Below are 19,870 nucleotides of genomic sequence, written 5' to 3'. Positions count from 1 at the left end.
TCTTAGATTTAACGACTTTGTAAAGAAATTTTTTTATCTGATAGAATGATTCAACCCTTCAACCAACGAGAGCCTTTTACTTCGAATACGAAATCGCATCCAAATGCCAGACTCGGGGTCATAAAACCTTTTCCGACTTCCTTAGAAAGGACCCGTGAAACCGCGAGCAAAGAGGATTCTATCGTAAATTCGTATCCCTCTTTGCATTCCAATACCAAATGCACCGACTTCCCGTCCTGAGAGCGGATTTCTCCCCAGACCTTCGTGATCGTATTTTTTCTGATCGATTCCCCCGGTCCTTTTACGAGCTTTCCTACGATAGATTGCAAAAAATGTAATATAGTTTTGTTCTTAAGAATCCCTATACCTGGCTTTATAAATTGGAATGCATTCACTTGGGACGCGGAAATATCCTTGAAGACTTCGATATTCGGAATTCCGGTAGATATGTAAGCCGTAAATACATCTCCCCAAGGGATTCCGTAAACTTTGTAAGGTTTCCCTGTAATCTGGATCCTCTTGGATCTAGAAAAGAAAGGTGTGACAACCAACTCGCCATTCTTTCGAATCCTAGAACCATAAGGCAATTGTTCCAGGGCACTCTTCATGGTTCCTGCGGATACTTCGCTTAACCCAACGAATGCGAGATCTAAAGAACTTCCTTTTTTCATTTTCTTTTTGAGAGAAGCCGCCAAACAATCCGTAGGTACTATATCGAAGCCTACTCCGGGCAAAAGTAAGACTCCGGATTTTTTGGCCTGAGAATCCAAAGAATAAAGAGATTCGTAGACCGGAATTTCTCCGGTGATATCCAAGTAGTGAACCTTTTCCGAGATACACGCCTTAGCCATTGGCAAGGAAGTCTGTACAAAAGGACCAGCACAGTGCAGCACCAAGTGTGTACCTCTGATCTTTTTACGTATCTCTTCGTGGTTTTTCAAATCGAACACTGTATGTTCCAAGGAAAGCTCCTTTGCAAGAGCTTGTATTTTGTGGGAAGACCTGCCCGCAAGAATTGGCTTAAGTCCTTTTGCAACCGCTTCTCTCGCGATCAACTCTCCGGTGTAACCGTTTGCGCCATATAGAATCCATTTCTTTGCTGCCATAAGTGAAAACGATTCGATGAAAAAGAAAGAGAGCAGTCAAGGATCAAACGGCGTTAGGAATATTTTTTATCACAGACGTTAGACATTCAGATCAAGAAACAAGCCTTCTTAGATTTGAGATTGACCCTTTTGAAAATTCAGAGGATCCTAGTGTAAGTGGTGCTAGAGAATCTATGGAAATAAATTTAATAACGATTGCTATCCCTTTCTTCTTTCTACTGATCGCGTTAGAGATAGCATTTTCAAAATATCACAATAAAAAGTTATATCGCTTGAACGACTCTATCAACGATTTAAGCGCTGGTGTTTCAAATCAAGTTTTTGGAATATTGTTCAAGTTGTTCTTGTTGGCCAGTTATATCTGGCTCTACCAGAACTGGAGGATTTTCGATCTGCCCGCTTGGCCGAGCGAACCGGTTTCCTGGATACCGCAAACCGCGGTACTTGGAATTTCACCTACAGTCATTACATGGACTGTGGTTCTTAGTACATGGCTCGCATGCTTTTTTCTGTACGATTTGGCTTACTATTGGAACCATAGATTGAGTCACGAAGTGAACTTTCTCTGGGCCGGACACGTGGTTCACCATCAAAGTGAAGAATACAACCTAACAGTTGCTTTGCGACAAGCCAGCTTCCACCAATTATTCAGCTGGGTATTCTATCTGCCTTTGGCGATTCTGGGATTCCCGCCTATCGTCATGGTTTTGAACGGGCAGTTGAATCTAATCTACCAGTTTTGGATTCATACAAAAGCAGTGGATAAACTACCTGGATGGTTCGAAAGTGTTTTCAATACTCCTTCTCACCACAGAGTCCACCACGGAATCAATCCTAAATACATAGATAGAAACCATGGCGGAACATTCATTATTTTTGATAAATGGTTCGGGACCTTCCAACCGGAAGAAGAGGAAGTAGTCTACGGGACCGTAAAGCCTTTGAGAAGTTTTAATCCGATCTGGGCAAATTTCCACTATTGGTGGGAAATGATTGAGCTCGCCTGGAAAACCCCGAAGTGGAAGGACAAACTGAAAGTATTCTTTGCAGTCCCTGGCTGGAGACCCGAGGAACTCGGAGGCCAATTTCCGATTCCGGAAGTTCATCCTAATACATTCCATAAATATGATGTAGAGATACCCAAAGGACTCACTGCGTATGCACTCTCTTGGTTTGTGCTCACAGTCATCGGAACGTTTGCGATGCTGGTTACGATCGCAAAAATTCCCGATCTGATCAAGTACGTAATCATAGCATCTAGCTTGCTTTCTCTGCTTACGATCGGTGGAATTTTAGACAGGAAACGTTGGTCTCTATATGTGGAACCTCTGCGTTTGGCTGCCTTTTCGGCTATGGGATTCTTTTTACTTTCCGGGCCAGTCTACTGGTTTGGCATCTCGGGAATCTGTTTACTTTCCTTAGGATGGTTTTTGGCTTATAGGGATCGATTCATGGAATGGAAAGAAATCGATCCAGGAAAAGAGATCCTGAGAAGGACCGCCTAGTTGAGACTGCGGAAGTAAATTGCAGTCCAAGGAGCGATCGCATTTTTTGAAAGCTGCTTTCTTTATTTAGCGAATTCTTTTCAAAATCCGTTCAGTAGAATAAAAAGCCCTCAGTGCGTAAAAACCGAGGGCTTTTTCTTTTTACTCTTTTAAGATCTTGGAAAAATCGAAAATTCGATCTTCCTTATAATCAAGGATTCGGAGGTGTCGGAAACGCTGCCAAAGCTGCACTCAGACCGTCAATGGTGCCTTTCTGAGTATCATCCCAAACAGAGCTTGCAGGTGCGGTGGTAGTACCGTCCCCACCCGTCTTCCCTAAAGTCCCGATCCTTGCGTACAATCCATCCACTCTCGAAGCCGCAGGGAAATCAGCAGGAATCGCCGTAGAAGCCACGTGATCGTTTACAAATCCAAAGAAGTTAAACAATCCGTAATTTAGATTTTGTGCAATCACTGAAGCAGGACAAATTACGGCATCGTTCGGAGTAATCGCGCCCTCTTCCCAGCCTGACTTTGCAGTGACATTTAAGTCTCCGGTCAACTGCTGGCTGTACGCCAATTTGTAATATTCGTCCGCGGTTCCGGGCGGGCAAAGAGCTTCATTCGGAAACACTGGCAGGATATTCGCGTCTCCTCCGAGCCGAACCACTGCTTTAAAGCAAAACAAGGCTCCGTTATCCATCTCTTCTAGAATAACCCGACCGCCTTTTATCTTCTGTCCAACAGCGTCTGTCCCCAAGGCACCGGCCCAGGAGTAAGTTTGGATCAAAAGTGGATCCTTAGGAGTTGAGGTAGGATCTACTACATAACTTTCTATTAATGCAGTTTTTCCAGTCTCGAAGAACGGATTCAATCGATCCAAGCGATAGTACATGACTGCTCCTCGCTTTAGAGAATCAGTCCTAGGATTGTCCGAAAAATAAAATTGGAGCGCAGGTTGCCCATTTGGATCTGTCAGCCCGAAGTAGTTCGGATAGAGAACAGTCGTGGTCAAGGTAGTAGGAGTGATCGGCTGGATCTTAGAACTCGGATCGTTTAGTATCACTCTGACTGTGAACATCATTCCATTGATCGGAATCGAAGTAGTCAGGTCCAAGGAAGTTCCGACAGGAAACACTCTTTGGATATTGAAGATTAAATCATCCATGAACAAAGAGTTTCCTCTCGCCCAACTTGCCGATCCTCGTACAAATCCCCAGCTATCCGCATTCGCTTTCAAAGGAGTTAATAAAGAGACATCGACAGAAAAAGGGAGCTCTACTCTTTTATGGTCCTTACCAATATCGTAGCGAACTCCTATGCTCACTCCAAAAAAGACAAGTAGCAAAATCAAAATTCGTTGCAGTTTCTTTCTCATATGAGACCTCTCACTACTCCGCGATCCCGCGAGGAACAATGATAAAGAATCCAGTCTTGCTTTGCTCTACATGCGGAGCAAGAAGTAAGAGCAGTAGATTGTTATCTTTCGAATCGTTTTTCTTACAGGCAAAACCGATCGCACCGATCAGAAGGAAGCACAGGCTCAAAAGCAAGACTCCCTTTTTGAAAAATTTCTTCATTAGAATCTCTCCGTAAAAAATTCAACATCCGCTTAGGAAATATTTTTCAAATTAAAATGTGATTACTAGGAACCGCTTAAAATATAGAGGAAATTCATTGCCAAAATCAAAAGCTGCAAAATACAAAAGTTCCCAAATATAACTACCATTCAAGAGATAACTCTATACCAAAACATAGTCCAGTTATTTTTAACATCCTATGATAAGCGAAATGGAATAAAAAACACTATTTTGGAATCAGTAACGTAGACCTCCTACAAAATTCGAGCCCAGTAAAATTGTTTACTCAAACCGAAAAATCTGCCAAGGCTGCGGCTCGGCATCCAGGTAAGTTTCGATTTGACACTAAGTTAAGATTCGGTAAGTTCTACAATTTCTATCGATCCATTCAGAATGAACTCATCTTCCGTCATTAATGTTTTTCTCAGAAATCCTGTCCCTGGAAAAGTAAAGACCCGCCTAGCCCAAGCTGTCGGTGACGAAACCGCACTAAAAGTGTATTTAGCGCTTTTAGAAAAGACCAGACTCGCGATCAAAGATTTGGAGCAAAGCAAGAACCTTTGGTTCGACGATTATATCCCCGACCCGACCTCCTTCGAAGATTGGGGTAAGAATTCTCCGACAAAGCTCATCCAGCAAGGATCCGACCTGGGCGAAAAAATGCACAACGCCTTCCTACATTGCTTTCGAAATGGAGCCAGATCCGCGATTATCATCGGCAGCGATTGCCCAGGACTACATTCCATTCACATAATGGAAGCTTTTAGAATATTGGAACAAAATGACGCTGTTCTTGGACCGGCCAATGACGGAGGATATTACTTGATCGGATTGAATCAAGATGTACCTTCTTTATTTCAGAATATGGAATGGAGCACAAATCGAGTTTTTGCGGAAAGTCTGGAAAGACTCCAATGGGCAAGAAAGCATGTCGGAATACTTCCTAAGTTGAGCGACTTAGACACGATAGAAGACCTAAGAGAATGGGAATCCAAGGGAGGATTCAGTTGGAGCAAAAATTCTCCAGAATAGAAAACCCTTCGGTTTCGGTTATCATTCCGGTTCTAAACGAGGAGTCCATTTTAGAGAGACTACTGCTTTCCTTAATTTCAATCCAACAAGCAAGTCCGAACTTTGAAGTAATCGTAGTGGATGGAGGCAGCTCGGACAGATCCGTTGAAATCGCTTCCGACTTGGGGGCAATTTTAGTGCGCTCCCCTGTACCTTCTAGATCGATTCAGTGCAATTTAGGAGCATCTTTTGCAAACGGATCTATATTCTTTTTTCTTCATGCAGATTGCCTTCCTCGGAAAGAATTTATTTCCAACATTATGAATGCTGTGCAAAACGGCTCACTGACAGGTTGCTTCAGAATTAAGTACGACGAACCACAACATTGGTGGCTCAAAATCAATGCCTATTATAAAGCTCTAAATTGGGGGTTTCTGCGATTCGGAGACCAAGGACTGTTTCTAAAAAAACAAATCTATTTCAGAACGGGAGGTTATTCCGATGAATGGAAGGTCATGGAAGACGCAGAGTATGTCCGAAGGCTCAGAAAAAAATATTCGTTTTCGGTACTTCCCGATTTCCTAATCGTCTCCTCTAGGAAATTCCAAAAGCATGGACTTCTAAAATTGCAATTCGTGTATTTCATTTGCACGTTACTGTTCGCTTTCGGATTCGGTCCCACAAGAATTGAGAGAGCTTATCAATTCTTGCTAGGTAGATAACCCTTATTTCGTTGACTATGACAATCGAATCAATTTAATGTTATAAACGATTACCGACTCATGAATACAAATGAGGAAGTCCGTAATCTCTCTGTAAACAACTAGTGAAATTCCTCGAATCAGGTACGACTCGTGAAAAAAATAATTTCGTCCTTAATGGTAGCAGCTCTTTTCCTGGGAGCAGGGTTATATTCCCAAGAACAAAGCCCTTCGGAACAAACACCTCAAACCACAAATGAAGAATCGCAAAATCAGGCCTCCTCTCCCGAGGACAAGGCCTTGGCGACAGTCAAGAAGTTGATCGGATTTATCCGTTACAAAAAGAATGAAAAGGCTTTAGCTCTCATTCATACCGGAATCTACGCGAGCAAGCTAGTGGGAAAAACCACATTTTCCGAGCAGGAAAAAAAGGACTTTGAGGAAGCTGTCAAAGAATACATCGTACACAAGGGCTTTCCAGTCGCCGCAAAATATTTTGATAAAATAGATATCACCTACGAAAATCCCGTAATCAAAAATAATGAAATTAGAATCGGATCCTCGATCCTTTATAAAGGATCCGACAAAGTAGTCTTTGCGTGGATATTAAACGAAGTAGACGGGAACTGGGTCGTTACCGATTTTGAAACAGAAGGAAAGCTTTCCACTGAGACCAATCGGGTCAAGAGTATCGAACCTGCCATCAAGGCACACGGGGTAAAAGGAACGATCGCGCTTATCCGAAAAATGGCCAAAAGCTGATGCGGAAATATCTTTCCAGAGCGACGGATGCGGTTCTAACTAATCCCGTAATTTCTACTCTTACCATTCTATTTTTACTCGCCTGCTCTTTGTATTTAGCGTCCAGGCTTTCCATTAATAGTAATAACTTAGACTTGCTCCCGCCTGACAACCCTTCGGTGATAAAGACAAGGCAGGTCATTCAAATGATCGGCGGAAATGGTTTCTACACGGTTGCGCTTAAATTTCACGATGAGAGGGGGATGACCGACCACTTAAACAAGGCATTTGCAGCGAAGCGTGACGGAGACTTCGAAACGCAAAAAAAAGAACTCGAATCAGCAGACGAGGCCAAACGGAAGAATTTATCTTATTATAAATCAAAGGAGCTTGCTCTCAAAAGGGCATCGGATCGACTCGCAGAATCTTTATTAGCGGATAAGGAATTTGTAAGATATGTTTCTTTCCGTTATAACGTTACCTTTTTGCAAGAGAGACTTCCACTCTTTTTACAAACCCAGGACTTACTTGAAATCAGGAAACGAATCAAACGCAAGATCGACGATGAAGTGGAAAAAGCGAATCCATTCTACATCAAGCTTACGAACAAGGAATACAATCCGGACTTTTCAGATATTCTTTCCAAGTACCAAAAACTTGCCAAAAGAGATATATTCGACGAATATAATATTTCTCCTGACAAGGGAATGCTGATCGTTCTGGTGAAACCAACCGGATCCTTTGTAGATATCGAATTCGATAAAAAGTTAGATCGTGCAATTGCGGCGCATATAGAAAAACTGAAACTGGAAAATTCGGGAGTTTTCGCAGGATTTACGGGAACCTATAAGCTGCATTTGGATGATTACGAAACTTTAATCGGTGCTCTAAAACCGATCGGAATCGCATCCGTAGCCGGAATCGCAATCCTGCTCCTGTTATTCTTTAGAAATCCCTTATTTATAATAATATTATTAATTTCCCTCGGATCCGGACTGATTGCGACATTCGGACTTACGGGTCTCTTTATCGGACAATTGAATAGTGTGACCAGCATTATCGGTTCGATTTTAATGGGGTTGGGTATAGATTACGGCATCCAATTCTTGTACAGGTTTCGGGAAGAATTTACAAAAAAACAGGATTTGGTCCGATCCATTAAGGATACGATTTATCATACAGGAATCGCCTCGCTGAGTTCGGCTCTGACCACCACCTCCGCCTTTGTAGTTTTATCATTTTCAGAATTCAGAGGCTTCAGCGAATTCGGAATCATTGCTACTTACGGGATTTTAATCATTGCGATAGCAATGTACGGCGTGACCGCGGTACAGATTACACTTTTACTGAGGTGGTTTCCAAAGGCTTCTTCCTTTTTCCTACTAACCGAAGGCCAGCAGACACCGTCTGGAATATTACGAAAATTTTATTCTCGCCCGGGATTACTTTCCGTTTTGGTTGTGATCTTCGTTGTGGCAACCGGAGTTTTTGCGCCAAAGGTTGAGTTCGACGTGAATGGTCGAAACCTTCTAGTCGAAAACTTGGAATCATTAAACTTATATGATGAAATCTCTGATCGATTCGATATTTCCTCAGATCCGCAAGCGATCGTAGTGGATACACTCGAGGAGTCAGAGGCAGTATTCGATTATTTTAATCCGGTCCCGAAATCAATCGAAGGTTCTGTGGACCAGGTAGTTTCTCTTTGGAATTTTGTTCCCGCCTATAGTCAACAATTGGCGAATCGAAAAATCTTGGATCAAATCAAAAAGGACATGAAGCCGGTCAAACCCTCCTTCTTGAAGCCGGAACAGAGAAAATATCTTCCGAAGGCTAGGGCCTTTTTAGCGGTTCAACCTTACGACTATAAAAAAGTTCCGGATATCTTTTCTTCTCAGTTCAAAGAAGTACCGAATTCCAAAGCAAAAGGTCATCTAGTATTCATCTACCCGAAAGTAGCACTTTGGCACGGTGGAAAATTACTCGAATTCTTTTCCGCAGTCGGTGAGATGCAGATTCCAAAAATCTCCAGAAGGAACTTAAACGCAATCTTGGATTCAAGTGGAGCAGTCAAAAAAGGTTCCATCCTTCCTAGTGAGGACAAATACTCTCCAGAGCAAGAAAGAGCACTGTTAAGAGCACTCAATTCTTATTCTAAAGAAAAGTTACTTTCCTTATCGATTCTGCCTGGTACAGCGAACGAGATTCTTCAAAATCGGCCTTTCGCCAATCTAAAACAAGTTCGATCACTTACGTTCAAGGCCACTACCGCAGGCAGCTTGATGCTATTTGCGAATCTAATCCTGATCGTGCAAAGAGAAGGCTTACTGGCCTTCGGATTGACCTTGTTTTTAGTAGTGCTCGTGCTCGTGTTATTTTACAGAGCTTTTTTACCGGCGATTCTATCTCTCATTCCTTTACTCTTAGGAATTGTAGTCACTGTCGGAACTATGGCGCTCATAGATTTAAAATTAAATTTTATGAATGTATTAGTGTTTCCTGTAATTGTAGGATACGGAATCCAAAACGGAATCTATATCTATTATAGATTCCGGGAAGACCACGACATCGTTCGAGCAATGGCGATGGTAGGTCCTGCAGTGATCGCCTCCACCTTGACTACCTTAGTCGGTTGGAGCGCGCTATTGATCGCCGACCAAAGAGGACTGCATTCCATCGGAAAAGTGGCTACGATAGGAATCGGCGCTTGTCTTTTGATCGCGCTCACGTTGCTTCCTGCAATCTTAGAACTCGCGTACAAGACTCGAAAGGAAGAGGAATCAGAGACAGTACCGCTCGGCTTAGGTCCCGAAGACGAAGAGAACCATTTGCAAATGTCCACTTCTAGAGTTGCTGAAACTTCGTGGAAGGATTCCTCTTTTGATTTCGATTCCGAACTAGAAGAGAACTCGAATCGAAAATCTCCAAAGAAAAAAGCTGCTTCTAAGAAAGCTTCTCCCAAGAAAGCGAGTGCAAAAAAGAAAGTAGCTTCAAAAAAAGGTGCCAAGAAAAAATGAAATCAGATTTCAGAACAACACATTGGCTCTCACTTTTGGCGCTTTTATTTTTGCTAAACCAATGTACGGTAAAATACGTAAAAAAAGATCCTGACTTATCGAATATCCTCTTAAAGTTTAAGAGGATCGTCATTGTGGTAGATCCCGCTTCTGCCTTAAACCAGGCGGATTCCGAAATGGCAAAGGCAATGGCGCAACAGTATCTCGCCCATCACAAAGAGTTTATCGTTTATCCCAGCTCTCAATCCAAATTCCAATGCGGAAATTTGCCAGGCAAAGCTCAGGGAATCTTTTCTCTTTTAATCCACCAGACAATTCGCGAGCAAGAGTTGCATATCAAAGTAAAAGGCGAACTCAAAGATTGCAAATCCGGAAAATTGTTATGGGAAGGACTGGCTGCTTCTGATTATTCATTGACCCAAGAAGATGATGCGAACCAATCATTACGAAAAACTTATGTACAAAAATTCGGGGAATCAGTTGGTCCTAAGGCTATTCCGTATTACTACGTCCTAGGAGCCTTGGTTGACGAGCTATCCGGTCCGACCTTGACCGAAGAAGAGCAAGACGAAAAGATAGAAGTCGAATCCTCGGGCTAAAGACTCGCTGGAGTTGCCCCACTCTCTCTCAGCAGATCTTCTAGGAGAGAGATAAGTTATTCTTGACGAATAACACTAAATCCGTGGAACTTATGTCCATCGAAAGAGGAAAAAGGATGAATTCACTGATTATCATAAGTAAAGCGATAACCGCTTCTTTTTGGGTGCTCTGGGCTGGCCTAATCACCGGAGTATATTCTTTGTTTCCGGAGTACGATTCCTGGATCATACTTTTCGGCTGGGTCATTTTTTTTGCACATATTATAGAAACCGGAATTTATTTTTATCGAGCCCCCAAAAGAGGCGGAGCAAAAATCTCGGACGCAATACAGGTTTTTGTATTCGGAGTATTTCACCTAATTCCTGTTAGCTTTCAGGAAAAGTGATCATTTTTTAAGGTAGTATTCCAACCGAGCTCGATAGATACTAACCAAAAGCTTTAGGTGAATTGAATATAAAAGATCTTGAACCTTTTACGTTAGCCTTGGCAGACCGTCGACGACCTTCATATAATCCGCAGCCATATTTCGGATGATATCTCCTGCAGGTATAACGGATTCTATTTGCGCGACACCGTGTCCCGCAGACCAAATGTCCTTCCACCTTTTGAATTCCTGATCGATACTTTGGCTCTTGTGTTCGGCAAAATTGTCTCCCGCTTTTTCCACGGATCTTTTGAGCCAGTTCGCCGGAATTCCGGAAATCTTTTCGGTGTAGACGATTTCCTCGGGAGGAGAATCGATCAGCATCTGTTTGTATTCTTGTGGAGCCGAGGCTTCTTTTGAGGCAATTAATCTGGTTCCGATATAAACCGCGTCTGCACCTAACGAAAGCGCGGCGGCCATTTGTGCTCCATCACTGATTGCGCCCGCAGCGATCACAGGAAGTCCTACTTCTTTTTTGAGATACGGGAACAAACTAAACGGTGTAATATTACCTGCGTGTCCTCCCGCTCCCTGCGCGACCGCTACTAGTGCGTCTGCACCTGATTTTGCGACAATCCTTGCGTGTTTGAGAGTGGTCACATCGCAAAAGACTTTTGTTCCCACGGATTTTGCCTCTCCGACAATGCTCCTTGGACTACCCAAGCTAGTGATAATTAATTCCACTTTGTATTCTAGTAAAACTTCGAACTGCTTTACCCAATTCGGATTGTGCGCTTTATGAAGAATCAGGTTCACACCGATCGGCTTTTTTGTACGAGACCGAATTTCATCCAAGCCGCGTTTCAATTCTTCGATCGTGCGATAGTTTTGTGCGGGAAAAGTTCCCAAACCGCCTGCTTCAGATACGGCTACTACTAGATCGGGATAAGAAACGAGAAACATAGGAGCTCCGATAATCGGTAAATCGATTCCGAGCATTTCAGAAACTGGAGTGCGCAACTTCATACAAGTGTAGCTTTTTCTTTTACACCTACCGATCCATCGTTTTTTTCTGGTCGGAGAGAAATCCTATCCTTAATCTTGAGATCAATGATAGTAGTCACTGTTTCTTCCTACAAAATACTTCGAGATAAAATCGAATCCTTTAAGTCGGCGACCTATGATTTGGCAAGCCAATCGTTAAAAGACAAAGGAGTGCTTCGCTTTGACGTCCTGCAAAACGACGGGGACGAAGGCAGATTTTTAGTGTTAGAGGCGTACCAAAGCGAATCGTTTCGAAAAGCTCACCTAGACACTCCGCACTATGTTTCTTGGAGGAGAGAGGTTCCTGAATTTTTCGAGCAAGGAACCACGACCGTATTCTACTCACCGGTTCACCCTGAACCCGAAGTTTGGGCTTCTTAGTCATTTTTTCTAGGACATTTCTGAACGCCGTATGGTCCAAGAATTACAATGGCTCGATCTGCGAATTCTTTTCCGAAGACTACCTTTATTACAGGCGGAGATATTTCTAGATATGTTCCGGCAAAAAAAGATCCTGCACAAGTCGAAGAGCGAGAAATTCTAGACGCTTATTCACGCTCCGTAATCTTTGCCGCAGACTCAATTGGTCCTACAGTTGCACACTTGCAAGTGGAATCTTCTAGATCCAACGGTGGAGGAAGCGGCTCTGGATTCTTGTTCACTCCGGATGGCTACCTGGCAACAAACAGTCACGTGGTACACGGATCTCGAAAAATTAAAGTGAAGCTTCAAGACGGCACAAGCAAGGAAGCCGAACTAGTGGGAGACGATCCTTTTACGGATATTGCTGTCGTCCGAATCCAAGGATCTGCATATCCTCACGCAGAATTTTCAGATTCAAAAAATTTGAAAGTAGGACAGTTGGTTGTAGCGATTGGAAATCCATACGGATTCGAATCTACAGTCACTGCAGGTGTGGTAAGCGCACTAGGCAGAACTTTGCGTTCCCAATCAGGAAGGCTCATCGACAATGTGATCCAAACAGATGCGGCATTGAATCCAGGAAATTCTGGAGGTCCTCTCGTAAATTCTTTCGGGAAAGTAATCGGAATTAACACAGCGATCATCCCTTCTGCTCAAGGAATCTGTTTTGCAGTCGGATCCAGTACTGCAGAGTATGTGATCACGCGATTAATGACAAATGGTTCTGTAAAGAGGGGCTATCTCGGACTCGGAGGACAAAACCAATCCATCCCAGCTAAGATGAAACTCATGAATCAAATCAAGCAAGAGTCCGGAGTTTTGGTGTTAGGTGTCGAAGCAGATTCTCCAGCGGAAAGATCTGGAATCAGGAATGGAGATTTGATTCTTTCCTTGAACAGCTCGGAAATTTTAGGTGTGGATGATCTTCACAAAATTTTAGACGAGACGTCCATAGGCAAAAAAATCACAATCCGATTGTTAAGAGAAAACTCTCTTCGTACTTTTTTTGTAGAGCCTAGAGAATTGAAGTAACTCTCAGGCCAGATTCCTTTGTTTTCTATTCACCACTCGGAAGTCCGATGATCGCGATACACCTAACAAAAATCAAAGGGGGAAGATAAAACTCTCTACGGAACACTTCCCCTTTTACGATCGAAGAAGTTCCCGGAGGTGAAGCTTCGATCGCATGGTCATAGGCTCTTTGCAAATCCGGATCCCATTTTTTAGGAATATAAAATGGAAAGAATACTCCGACGCAATCTTCCCCCTCCACTCTCTCCGTAGAAAAAGGAGCTCTGTCTTTTGCGGGCTTCAATCTATCTATTTGGAGGATTCTCTTTTCGTCCCCGGAGCAAGAAACTCCGAATCCTAAAATGATAGCCCCCATGAACAAAAAGGCAAATAGCCCCGACCAACGAGATTTTCTTTTCATTGAGAAATCTCCAGGCCGTAACGCAGTCGATAGCAACTTCCGAACAAGCCGTCGTCTTTTTTATAAACTTCTAAATCTCTAATATAGGTTGCATTCGGATTCTTTTCAGAAATCTGAACCATGAGCTCCCTCAGCGGTACCCCACATCCAATTTCGTCTTGTTTGTACAGTCCTCTTCGTACGCTTTCCGGTACTTCGTTCATTCTCAAAGAATCGAAATAATAAACCGTCGAAGAAAAACAGTTAGAAAGGAATAATAGAAATAGTAGCAAATAGAAACGTTTCATGGTCGACCGAGGGCAATAAGGACTTGTTATATACGAAAAATAAATTCAAACGCAAGTGAATTCTAGAAAGAACTAAAAGTTTACGAGTAGAATTTCCAAAAGTCCGATGATTCCTCCTACCAAAAGTCCGAGTAGACTTCCATTGATCCTGATTTTTTCAAGAACCTTTCTCGTTTTATCCTCTAGATTCCTTCTAAATCTTTTGGGTTCCAAATGTTTCAAACTTTTAGAGACCTGTTCTCCTATATATTCGGAGACTCCTTCGTCAGTCTTGGATCTGAGGAATTCAACCACAGTTCTTACAGGAGCATAATCTCTAAGATTATTAAAATTTCGAAATTCATTTTTATGCGAAATAATCACGTCACTCAAAAGTCGATTCATCTGTTCCTTCCCGAATCCCGTTAAAGAACGCACCGCGCTCTCTTTTCTAGAAATCGGGAGTTCGTTCCAAGCTCCGATGTAGAGATCTGCGCATTCTGCAAAAAGTGAAACTAACTCGGAGAGAACAGTTTCTTCTTCGGTTTCGAAGGACTTCCCCTGCTTTAGCCCTTCTCCGAATTCCTTTAGTCTGCGTTCAGGACCAATAAATCTTACGAATATCTGCGCGATAAACGAAAACGAATGGATAACCTTTTCCAAACGAGTGTGAAATTCATCCTCTTGGACCACCTTTACAAGTGTCTCTCCCAGCAAAAAGCGGACCGTTTCTAGAATTTCCGACCTTCGGTTCAAATCGTGGAGTATCCTCTGGTCAGTTCCGGAAAACTGAAAATTACTGAGATACGAAACTATATCATCTTCCACCAAGTCCCAGACTTTATCTAAGACTTCTCGAACCTTTTGCTCATTTCCTAGATTCTCTTCCAGAAACTGAAAGATTGTCTCTAAGTTTTCCGGGTGGTCCAGGATCCGATCCATGTACTCTTTTAGATATTTATGATTTAGTAAATCTGTAGAAACCCAATTTCCGATCTGCTCCGCAATTGTACCGCTTTCGGTTTCAACCGCGCGATACGTTTTCCAAACCGCAAACCAATCGCAAATCGCTCCGACCAAACCTCCTTCTAGACCATGAAGCACGACTCTTCCCCAAGCCCAGTTCGCCCAATCGGACATTTTGCCCCAGAGCAAAAGTACTCCGAATAGAACCAGAAGAAAGTTGGAAAAAAATTGGATCCGAGAATACGGCCTTGCGAGTTTTCCGGATCTGAAAAAAATTTTCACCGGAAAAACCATCTACCTCTTACAAAAGAGGAGAGCAAAAAGAAAATCGGAAGTAGGAACATTGTCAATGTGAGAAGTATGGAGTTACCCTTAGCAAATTTGAGATGGAATCCGGTATTCTTTGAACAAGTCAAAATTTCATTTCTCTGGGTTTGAAATAAGGAGCCACCGTTTTCCTCTTCCCATTTCGGGAAAAAACTTCTCCGCACTAAAATGCAATCTTTCGCAAGAGCTCCTTCTGATCCGGAAATTTCACCCTTCGATAGAATTTCTTCCTCTGTGATTACCGATGCCTGCACCGATACTTTTGCTGTGTCAGATTTGCGAACCGAAGACATGTCAATTTTTTCCAAAAATTCCGCAGAAGTCACAAATCGAAGATTTCCGAACTTGGTGGCAAGCTCCCTTCTCCAATTGTTCTTCTCATTCGGAGTTTGTAATACGATAATACCCTCGAACCAGTCCCCCAAGTATTGCTTAGACATATCTAACTCGTTTCTTCCGAGTCTTACGAATACAAGTCTAGGATCCAGAGATCTTTCCAGGATGAAGTCGTTGACGGTCGCAAGAAATCTTTTAGGGCGAAACTTGCCCAGCTCCATTAGTTCTTTATAATCTGCTACCGCCCAAGGTTTTTCTGCGAGTGAAGAAATCTGGGGTCCTGTATCCGAAACCTGGTATAAATAGAGAGAATCCCATGAGTTTACTTCGCGAAAACCGCTCGGGTTTGAATGTAAGATTTTTCTTAATTTACTCGAAGTGCCAATTATGTAATCGATTCCATTTGCCTGCATAAATCGATGCACGCTCAAACCGATTTCAGAATCGGACAAATCCTCCTCGAATATCTTTTGCCTTCCCCAAGCGGTCCAAGGCAAATATCTGTTCAGATAAGGTTGTATTACGAGGGAACTCAAAGTAGCATCTGCTTCCATTCCCAATGCATTTCTCTGCCCAGCCCTCTGTATCAAAAGTCCGAGAGTAAATGGACTATCTCCCCATTTTTTCTTGGAATCAACTTCCGGAAAAATTTTAGAACGACTAGGAAGTCCAGCCAGGGCAGATTCTACTTCCTGCAATTCCTCCATAGACAAGGTGTCCTTCAAAAAAGCAGACTTTTCTTTCCACTCTAACTCCGGATGCCATAGAAAGAATCGAAACAAGGCAAGCACCAGTAGACCACTCGCCGAATACATTGCCAGGCTCTTCAATTCGGAATTTTTCCAAATATAGAGAGCAGTTTCTAAAGCAGACAATGTCAAAAATACCAGGGAAAGGTCCAAGGCTCGATACCAAGGGAAACCGATTCCTGGGAAAAATTTAGATAAGGAAGAATCTACTCCCATCCAATAAAAGATCAGACAGGAGAAAAAAACAAATCTCGAAGCCGGAGGAAATATCCTTCTTTTTAGAATATAACGAATTCCTAAAATAAATAGAACAGGAAATACGACCTGGATCCAGTGTAACCCAATGATCATGTTCCAAAGAAAGGATAACAAACCCTTTCCTTCCCACAATGGTTTTAGTGCGGCAGGTCCAAGTATCGAGATCAGTCCAGGTGCCGCGTCCATCGGAAAAGTCTCCGCTCTATAGGAAGAGTATTTTAGAAAATTCCACCAAACCGGGCTGGCTAACAACAGAGGCACGAAAAATACCAGTGCAAAAGCCCTTTTGCCCAATTCATCGCCGAGGAATAGAAAATAGATCACCAGAGAAACGATGTAAAACAGTGAACTCGGAAAATCCGAATAAAATACGCATGCGCTCACCACAAAATATTTCGCAAGCGCGGCGAGCTTTCCGGTGGTCCTGTATTTTTCGAGGTAATAGAATCCCAGCAAACTCCAGCTCAATCCGAAAAATCCGGTGACCGATCCGCTAAACAGCCCGACCAAAGACAGCCCGAAAGGCTCTTCTCCTGCACAAAGAAAAAAGAAGAGCAAACCCGACATCGCCAAAATCACTGTGCTCGCTTTGTGGCTTGTTTCGCTTAACAACAGAAGACTTAGTTTAACAAAAGCGTACGTAAAAAGTAAGATTGATACCAGAATTCCTACATTGAAAGAAAGCGCAAAAGGCGCCCAAAATAGCAGTGCTTTATTAAGAAATGCTACTACAAAATAAAAGAATGGTGGTTCAAAGAAGAACACCGGCAAACCGGAAAACCAGCTGGTGTCGTAACCTAAGGAATGTCCATTGGAGAGAAGAGAATTGTAGGTTTCTGCGAGGTGGGTCTGGGCTTGCAGGCTCCAACCGGATAGATACTCGGATGTTAATAGAAATCGGAATTTTACTATTATTACAACAAAGGAAACTAGTAAAAGAAGGGGCCTTCGCCAGGCCAGTGAAACTTTCCACTTCTTGGACGACATGGCGGAGAAAATATGACAACGCCTCTTGTTGACAAGCAAAAGAGTAACTGGAAAATATTCAACTTTCTTGCGAAACTACTCTTCTTTTGCGTTTTCTTTTACGTACTTGCGAAATTCCGCTTCGCTCATTTTGTCCGCGTAGAGCGGATACAAAGCTGCAATTAAATCTTCCAAGGTGGGGAATTTAGCCCCGTCTAGTTTAAATGCCATAAGGGTCCTCACATTGGTTCGGATTTCGGAAAGTGAACAAATTCATTTCCCTTAGGTTCTCAACTAACCATGTAAATCTAACACGAAATCCGTTAAACCACAAAACTCGATTTTTCATGTGTCCTCCGCCACTTCTATACCTAAGAGTAAAACGTCATCCTTTTGTCCCGCTGTTCCCAAAAAGCGAAACAGTTCGTCGTAAATCTTTTTGGTTAGTTCACCTAATTCTGTATTACGACCTGAATGTAATAGAGACAAAACCCTTTCGGCTCCGAAAGTATCTCCCGCTTCTCTCGCCAGATCCGTAAGTCCATCCGTAAAACATAGAATTCTAAATTGGGAAGAAAGCGTAATCTCGCTATCAGGATAATTAAAATCCTCTAATAACCCGACCAGCGGATTTTCGCATTCCAATACCACTTCGCCTTCTGTCCCTTGGATCAAGATGGGCGGAGAGCCCGCCAAAGCGTACTTAAGGTTTCTATCTTTGCGATCAATTTCTAGAACCGAAGCGGAAAAATATGTGCCTATATTCCCGTATTTTCGATAAAACTCTGATCCTAATTCAGACATTAACTCTCCTGGAGAAAGAGTTGCAGATTCCCTGAGATCTTCGTAAACACTCCGGATCAAAATCGTAATCAGCGCAGCTTGGACTCCGTGTCCGGTCGCATCCGCAATGAAAATCCGAATTCTACCATCCGGGAATTCCGCGATATCATAAAGGTCTCCGCCGACTTCGGACAATGGTTTGTGAACCACATTAAATCGCAGTCCAGAAGCGATAATAGTGGCGTTGTCTTCCAGGTTCAAAAGTCCCTTTTGTATTTCCCTCGCTACTGTCAGATCGTTTCGAATGAGACGCAGGGCATTCTTTAGCTGCTTTGTTCTATCCTCTACCTTTCTCTCCAGATTCCTGGAAAGATCTAATACTCGATCCAAATTCGTTGAATTACGAAAAGAAAGAAAAACGGACTGAGCCAAGATGAATGCAAAAGAGCCTATATTAGTCAGATATCCGGTGTCTAAGAAAAACGTAACATAAAACAAATCGTGTATCATAGAACCATAAACGAAGACGAATCCACCCAATATGATTAAGGCGCCTTCCCTTTTCCGAATAGCGGCCCTAGTGAGCGCGAACAAACCGAGGGTTCCCGCCAAGAAAGCGACCAAGTAATAAACAGTAACCGTATAAGTAAAAATTCGAACAGGAAAAATGAAAACTACAACAGTGGCTGCAATCGCAATCCACCAGACCAGATCCACCAGGATCCGCTTCAATTCTCGGGGATAAACCGAAAGTATGTAATTTAGAAAAACAGGAACTACTAAATAAAACGAGATGTACTCGATTCGAACTAAATAAGCATATTCAATAAAAGGGAAAAAGTCCGCGCCGATTCGATTCCCTGCAAAGATTCCGCGGATCGTCATCAAAAAACAAAACAATCCAAAATAGAGTGACGAGCTTTCTCGCCTTCTGGCAAATGCAAACGCGAGATGCAAAAATCCGATGCAGAATAAGCCCCCAGTTAAGAAGACATCTAGATAACGATCCTTTTCCCAGAACGATTCTAATCGTTTGGATTCTCCGAGTCGAATCGGAGCCCAAAATCCTCCGAGGCGATGATCCATGTTTGCAATCTGGACATCTATCTTGAAGTCCTGCTTCTCCGGAACAAATCGAACGAACTGATTGCACCAAGCTGGTGTTACACGAAACTGCGTTTGGTCTGAGGAATTTTCAAAATAGACTTTCCCGCATTCCGCAACCTTTCTTCCATCGATATAAACTTGATAAGAAGAACTTTGGTCCGGCAAACCAAGAGCCAGTTCTTGGTATTTCTTACCTAGGTAGACTGTGACTTCATAGGTTGCATATCCATCCCCGAGCCTTTCTCCACCAGGCTCATTCCAAGAAGATGGAACAAAGATAGTTTCTAAATCATCTCGATCTGAATTCTGTTGGCTGGCTTCTGGTTCCCTTCCGAATTTCCAATTCATCCACTGAAATTTCCAATCGCCAATCAAGACAAGAGACTGGTTCGAATCTAAATCATATTCCGTAATATCTAAAATGCCCCGAACGATCTTGGGAGAGTTAGCCGTAAAATTTTGAGTACAACCAAGGGAAAGCGTGATGAAAAAGATGGAGAATAGAATCAGGCATTTTTCTGTATTTCTAAGGGAGTATCTGATTTTGTCTGTGAGTTTCTGGAGCTGATTCATGGGTAGGTTGGCCAATTTGATCCTGTACGATCTCGT

19 protein-coding genes are annotated in these 19,870 nt (G+C 42.8%); 9 read left to right on the top strand and 10 right to left on the bottom strand.

Annotated elements, in window-relative coordinates; all coding sequences use genetic code 11:
* Positions 1–50 precede the first annotated feature (50 nt).
* Complete coding sequence (locus CH373_RS04325) at positions 51–1,106, bottom strand: saccharopine dehydrogenase family protein (RefSeq protein ID WP_100714486.1); 1,056 nt, start codon at positions 1,104–1,106, stop codon at positions 51–53.
* Between the two features lie 173 nt (positions 1,107–1,279).
* Between CH373_RS04325 and CH373_RS04320 the strand changes: the two genes are divergently transcribed.
* On the top strand, positions 1,280–2,611 hold the full coding sequence (locus CH373_RS04320; protein WP_100714487.1) for a sterol desaturase family protein: 1,332 nt from the start codon (positions 1,280–1,282) through the stop codon (positions 2,609–2,611).
* 190 nt (positions 2,612–2,801) lie between these two features.
* On the opposite strand, the gene CH373_RS04315 is transcribed toward CH373_RS04320, so the two are convergent.
* Together CH373_RS04315 and CH373_RS04310 are read right to left on the bottom strand one after the other, a co-directional pair.
* A complete protein-coding gene (locus tag CH373_RS04315) occupies positions 2,802–3,968 on the bottom strand; it encodes an LIC_12337 family protein (RefSeq protein ID WP_207761482.1) in 1,167 nt (388 codons plus the stop codon).
* 13 nt (positions 3,969–3,981) lie between these two features.
* Positions 3,982–4,170 carry an LIC12338 family lipoprotein gene (locus CH373_RS04310; RefSeq protein ID WP_100714488.1) on the bottom strand — a complete coding sequence of 63 codons (189 nt, stop codon included), beginning with the start codon at positions 4,168–4,170 and terminating at the stop codon, positions 3,982–3,984.
* Positions 4,171–4,563: 393 nt separating this feature from the next.
* On the opposite strand from CH373_RS04310, the gene CH373_RS04305 reads away from it, so the two are divergent.
* The 6 genes from CH373_RS04305 (at position 4,564) to CH373_RS04280 (ending at position 10,625) form a co-directional block, all read left to right on the top strand.
* Entirely contained in the window at positions 4,564–5,202 is a 639-nt protein-coding gene (locus tag CH373_RS04305) for a TIGR04282 family arsenosugar biosynthesis glycosyltransferase (protein ID WP_100714489.1), read from the top strand.
* The gene (locus tag CH373_RS04300; protein WP_243393255.1) at positions 5,154–5,903 is read left to right on the top strand and encodes a TIGR04283 family arsenosugar biosynthesis glycosyltransferase; all 750 of its coding nucleotides are present in this window, start codon (positions 5,154–5,156) and stop codon (positions 5,901–5,903) included. Before CH373_RS04305 ends, CH373_RS04300 begins: the two co-directional genes overlap by 49 nt.
* 132 nt (positions 5,904–6,035) lie before the next feature.
* Complete coding sequence (locus tag CH373_RS04295; protein ID WP_100714490.1) at positions 6,036–6,644, top strand: ABC transporter substrate-binding protein; 609 nt, start codon at positions 6,036–6,038, stop codon at positions 6,642–6,644.
* On the top strand, positions 6,644–9,640 hold the full coding sequence (locus CH373_RS04290) for an efflux RND transporter permease subunit (protein ID WP_100714491.1): 2,997 nt from the start codon (positions 6,644–6,646) through the stop codon (positions 9,638–9,640). Before CH373_RS04295 ends, CH373_RS04290 begins: the two co-directional genes overlap by 1 nt.
* Positions 9,637–10,239: an MXAN_6521/LA_1396 family lipoprotein gene (locus CH373_RS04285; protein ID WP_100714492.1), complete on the top strand. Its 603-nt coding sequence runs from the start codon at positions 9,637–9,639 to the stop codon at positions 10,237–10,239. The genes CH373_RS04290 and CH373_RS04285 overlap by 4 nt, the downstream gene beginning before the upstream one ends.
* Positions 10,240–10,355: 116 nt before the next feature.
* Positions 10,356–10,625: a hypothetical protein gene (locus CH373_RS04280; protein ID WP_100714564.1), complete on the top strand. Its 270-nt coding sequence runs from the start codon at positions 10,356–10,358 to the stop codon at positions 10,623–10,625.
* Positions 10,626–10,712: 87 nt separating this feature from the next.
* Here the strand turns inward: CH373_RS04280 and CH373_RS04275 are convergent, their stop codons facing one another.
* Entirely contained in the window at positions 10,713–11,630 is a 918-nt protein-coding gene (locus tag CH373_RS04275; RefSeq protein WP_100714493.1) for an NAD(P)H-dependent flavin oxidoreductase, read from the bottom strand.
* 84 nt (positions 11,631–11,714) lie between these two features.
* On the opposite strand from CH373_RS04275, the gene CH373_RS04270 reads away from it, so the two are divergent.
* The gene (locus CH373_RS04270; RefSeq protein ID WP_207761483.1) at positions 11,715–12,029 is read left to right on the top strand and encodes a putative quinol monooxygenase; all 315 of its coding nucleotides are present in this window, start codon (positions 11,715–11,717) and stop codon (positions 12,027–12,029) included.
* Positions 12,030–12,077: 48 nt separating this feature from the next.
* Positions 12,078–13,103 carry a S1C family serine protease gene (locus tag CH373_RS04265; protein WP_100714494.1) on the top strand — a complete coding sequence of 342 codons (1,026 nt, stop codon included), beginning with the start codon at positions 12,078–12,080 and terminating at the stop codon, positions 13,101–13,103.
* Between the two features lie 25 nt (positions 13,104–13,128).
* Here CH373_RS04265 and CH373_RS04260 read toward each other — a convergent pair whose 3' ends face one another.
* From CH373_RS04260 to CH373_RS04235, 6 genes are all read right to left on the bottom strand, one after another.
* Entirely contained in the window at positions 13,129–13,503 is a 375-nt protein-coding gene (locus CH373_RS04260) for a hypothetical protein (protein ID WP_243393254.1), read from the bottom strand.
* Positions 13,500–13,706, bottom strand: a complete 207-nt coding sequence (locus CH373_RS04255; RefSeq protein ID WP_243393253.1) for a hypothetical protein — start codon at positions 13,704–13,706, stop codon at positions 13,500–13,502. The genes CH373_RS04260 and CH373_RS04255 overlap by 4 nt, the downstream gene beginning before the upstream one ends.
* A gap of 156 nt (positions 13,707–13,862) precedes the next feature.
* A complete protein-coding gene (locus tag CH373_RS04250; RefSeq protein WP_243393252.1) occupies positions 13,863–15,017 on the bottom strand; it encodes a DUF445 family protein in 1,155 nt (384 codons plus the stop codon).
* On the bottom strand, positions 15,014–17,392 hold the full coding sequence (locus tag CH373_RS04245) for a hypothetical protein (RefSeq protein ID WP_100714497.1): 2,379 nt from the start codon (positions 17,390–17,392) through the stop codon (positions 15,014–15,016). The genes CH373_RS04250 and CH373_RS04245 overlap by 4 nt, the downstream gene beginning before the upstream one ends.
* A gap of 75 nt (positions 17,393–17,467) precedes the next feature.
* Positions 17,468–17,602, bottom strand: coding sequence for a hypothetical protein (locus CH373_RS18865; protein ID WP_100714498.1), 135 nt, complete (start codon positions 17,600–17,602; stop codon positions 17,468–17,470).
* Positions 17,603–17,716: 114 nt separating this feature from the next.
* Complete coding sequence (locus tag CH373_RS04235) at positions 17,717–19,849, bottom strand: PP2C family protein-serine/threonine phosphatase (RefSeq protein ID WP_243393251.1); 2,133 nt, start codon at positions 19,847–19,849, stop codon at positions 17,717–17,719.
* Positions 19,850–19,870: the final 21 nt, after the last annotated feature.

The sequence above is a fragment of the Leptospira perolatii genome (assembly GCF_002811875.1).
In the GTDB taxonomy this organism is placed as follows: Bacteria; Spirochaetota; Leptospiria; order Leptospirales; family Leptospiraceae; genus Leptospira_B; species Leptospira_B perolatii.
Note: the sequence above shows the minus strand (reverse complement) of the source record. Positions and strands in the feature narration are given on the sequence as shown.

What these genes read in the sequence shown, in the direction of transcription:
- CH373_RS04275 (WP_100714493.1), bottom strand. Translation starts at nt 11,630, where the DNA reads ATGAAGTTGCGCACTCCAGTTTCTGAAATGCTCGGAATCGATTTACCG.
- CH373_RS04255 (WP_243393253.1), bottom strand. Translation starts at nt 13,706, where the DNA reads ATGAACGAAGTACCGGAAAGCGTACGAAGAGGACTGTACAAACAAGAC.
- CH373_RS04290 (WP_100714491.1), top strand. Translation starts at nt 6,644, where the DNA reads ATGCGGAAATATCTTTCCAGAGCGACGGATGCGGTTCTAACTAATCCC.
- CH373_RS04245 (WP_100714497.1), bottom strand. Translation starts at nt 17,392, where the DNA reads ATGTCGTCCAAGAAGTGGAAAGTTTCACTGGCCTGGCGAAGGCCCCTT.
- CH373_RS04315 (WP_207761482.1), bottom strand. Translation starts at nt 3,968, where the DNA reads ATGAGAAAGAAACTGCAACGAATTTTGATTTTGCTACTTGTCTTTTTT.
- CH373_RS04325 (WP_100714486.1), bottom strand. Translation starts at nt 1,106, where the DNA reads ATGGCAGCAAAGAAATGGATTCTATATGGCGCAAACGGTTACACCGGA.
- CH373_RS04300 (WP_243393255.1), top strand. Translation starts at nt 5,154, where the DNA reads ATGGGAATCCAAGGGAGGATTCAGTTGGAGCAAAAATTCTCCAGAATA.
- CH373_RS04285 (WP_100714492.1), top strand. Translation starts at nt 9,637, where the DNA reads ATGAAATCAGATTTCAGAACAACACATTGGCTCTCACTTTTGGCGCTT.
- CH373_RS04320 (WP_100714487.1), top strand. Translation starts at nt 1,280, where the DNA reads ATGGAAATAAATTTAATAACGATTGCTATCCCTTTCTTCTTTCTACTG.
- CH373_RS04265 (WP_100714494.1), top strand. Translation starts at nt 12,078, where the DNA reads ATGGCTCGATCTGCGAATTCTTTTCCGAAGACTACCTTTATTACAGGC.
- CH373_RS04260 (WP_243393254.1), bottom strand. Translation starts at nt 13,503, where the DNA reads ATGAAAAGAAAATCTCGTTGGTCGGGGCTATTTGCCTTTTTGTTCATG.
- CH373_RS04270 (WP_207761483.1), top strand. Translation starts at nt 11,715, where the DNA reads ATGATAGTAGTCACTGTTTCTTCCTACAAAATACTTCGAGATAAAATC.
- CH373_RS04305 (WP_100714489.1), top strand. Translation starts at nt 4,564, where the DNA reads ATGAACTCATCTTCCGTCATTAATGTTTTTCTCAGAAATCCTGTCCCT.
- CH373_RS04310 (WP_100714488.1), bottom strand. Translation starts at nt 4,170, where the DNA reads ATGAAGAAATTTTTCAAAAAGGGAGTCTTGCTTTTGAGCCTGTGCTTC.
- CH373_RS18865 (WP_100714498.1), bottom strand. Translation starts at nt 17,602, where the DNA reads ATGGCATTTAAACTAGACGGGGCTAAATTCCCCACCTTGGAAGATTTA.
- CH373_RS04280 (WP_100714564.1), top strand. Translation starts at nt 10,356, where the DNA reads ATGAATTCACTGATTATCATAAGTAAAGCGATAACCGCTTCTTTTTGG.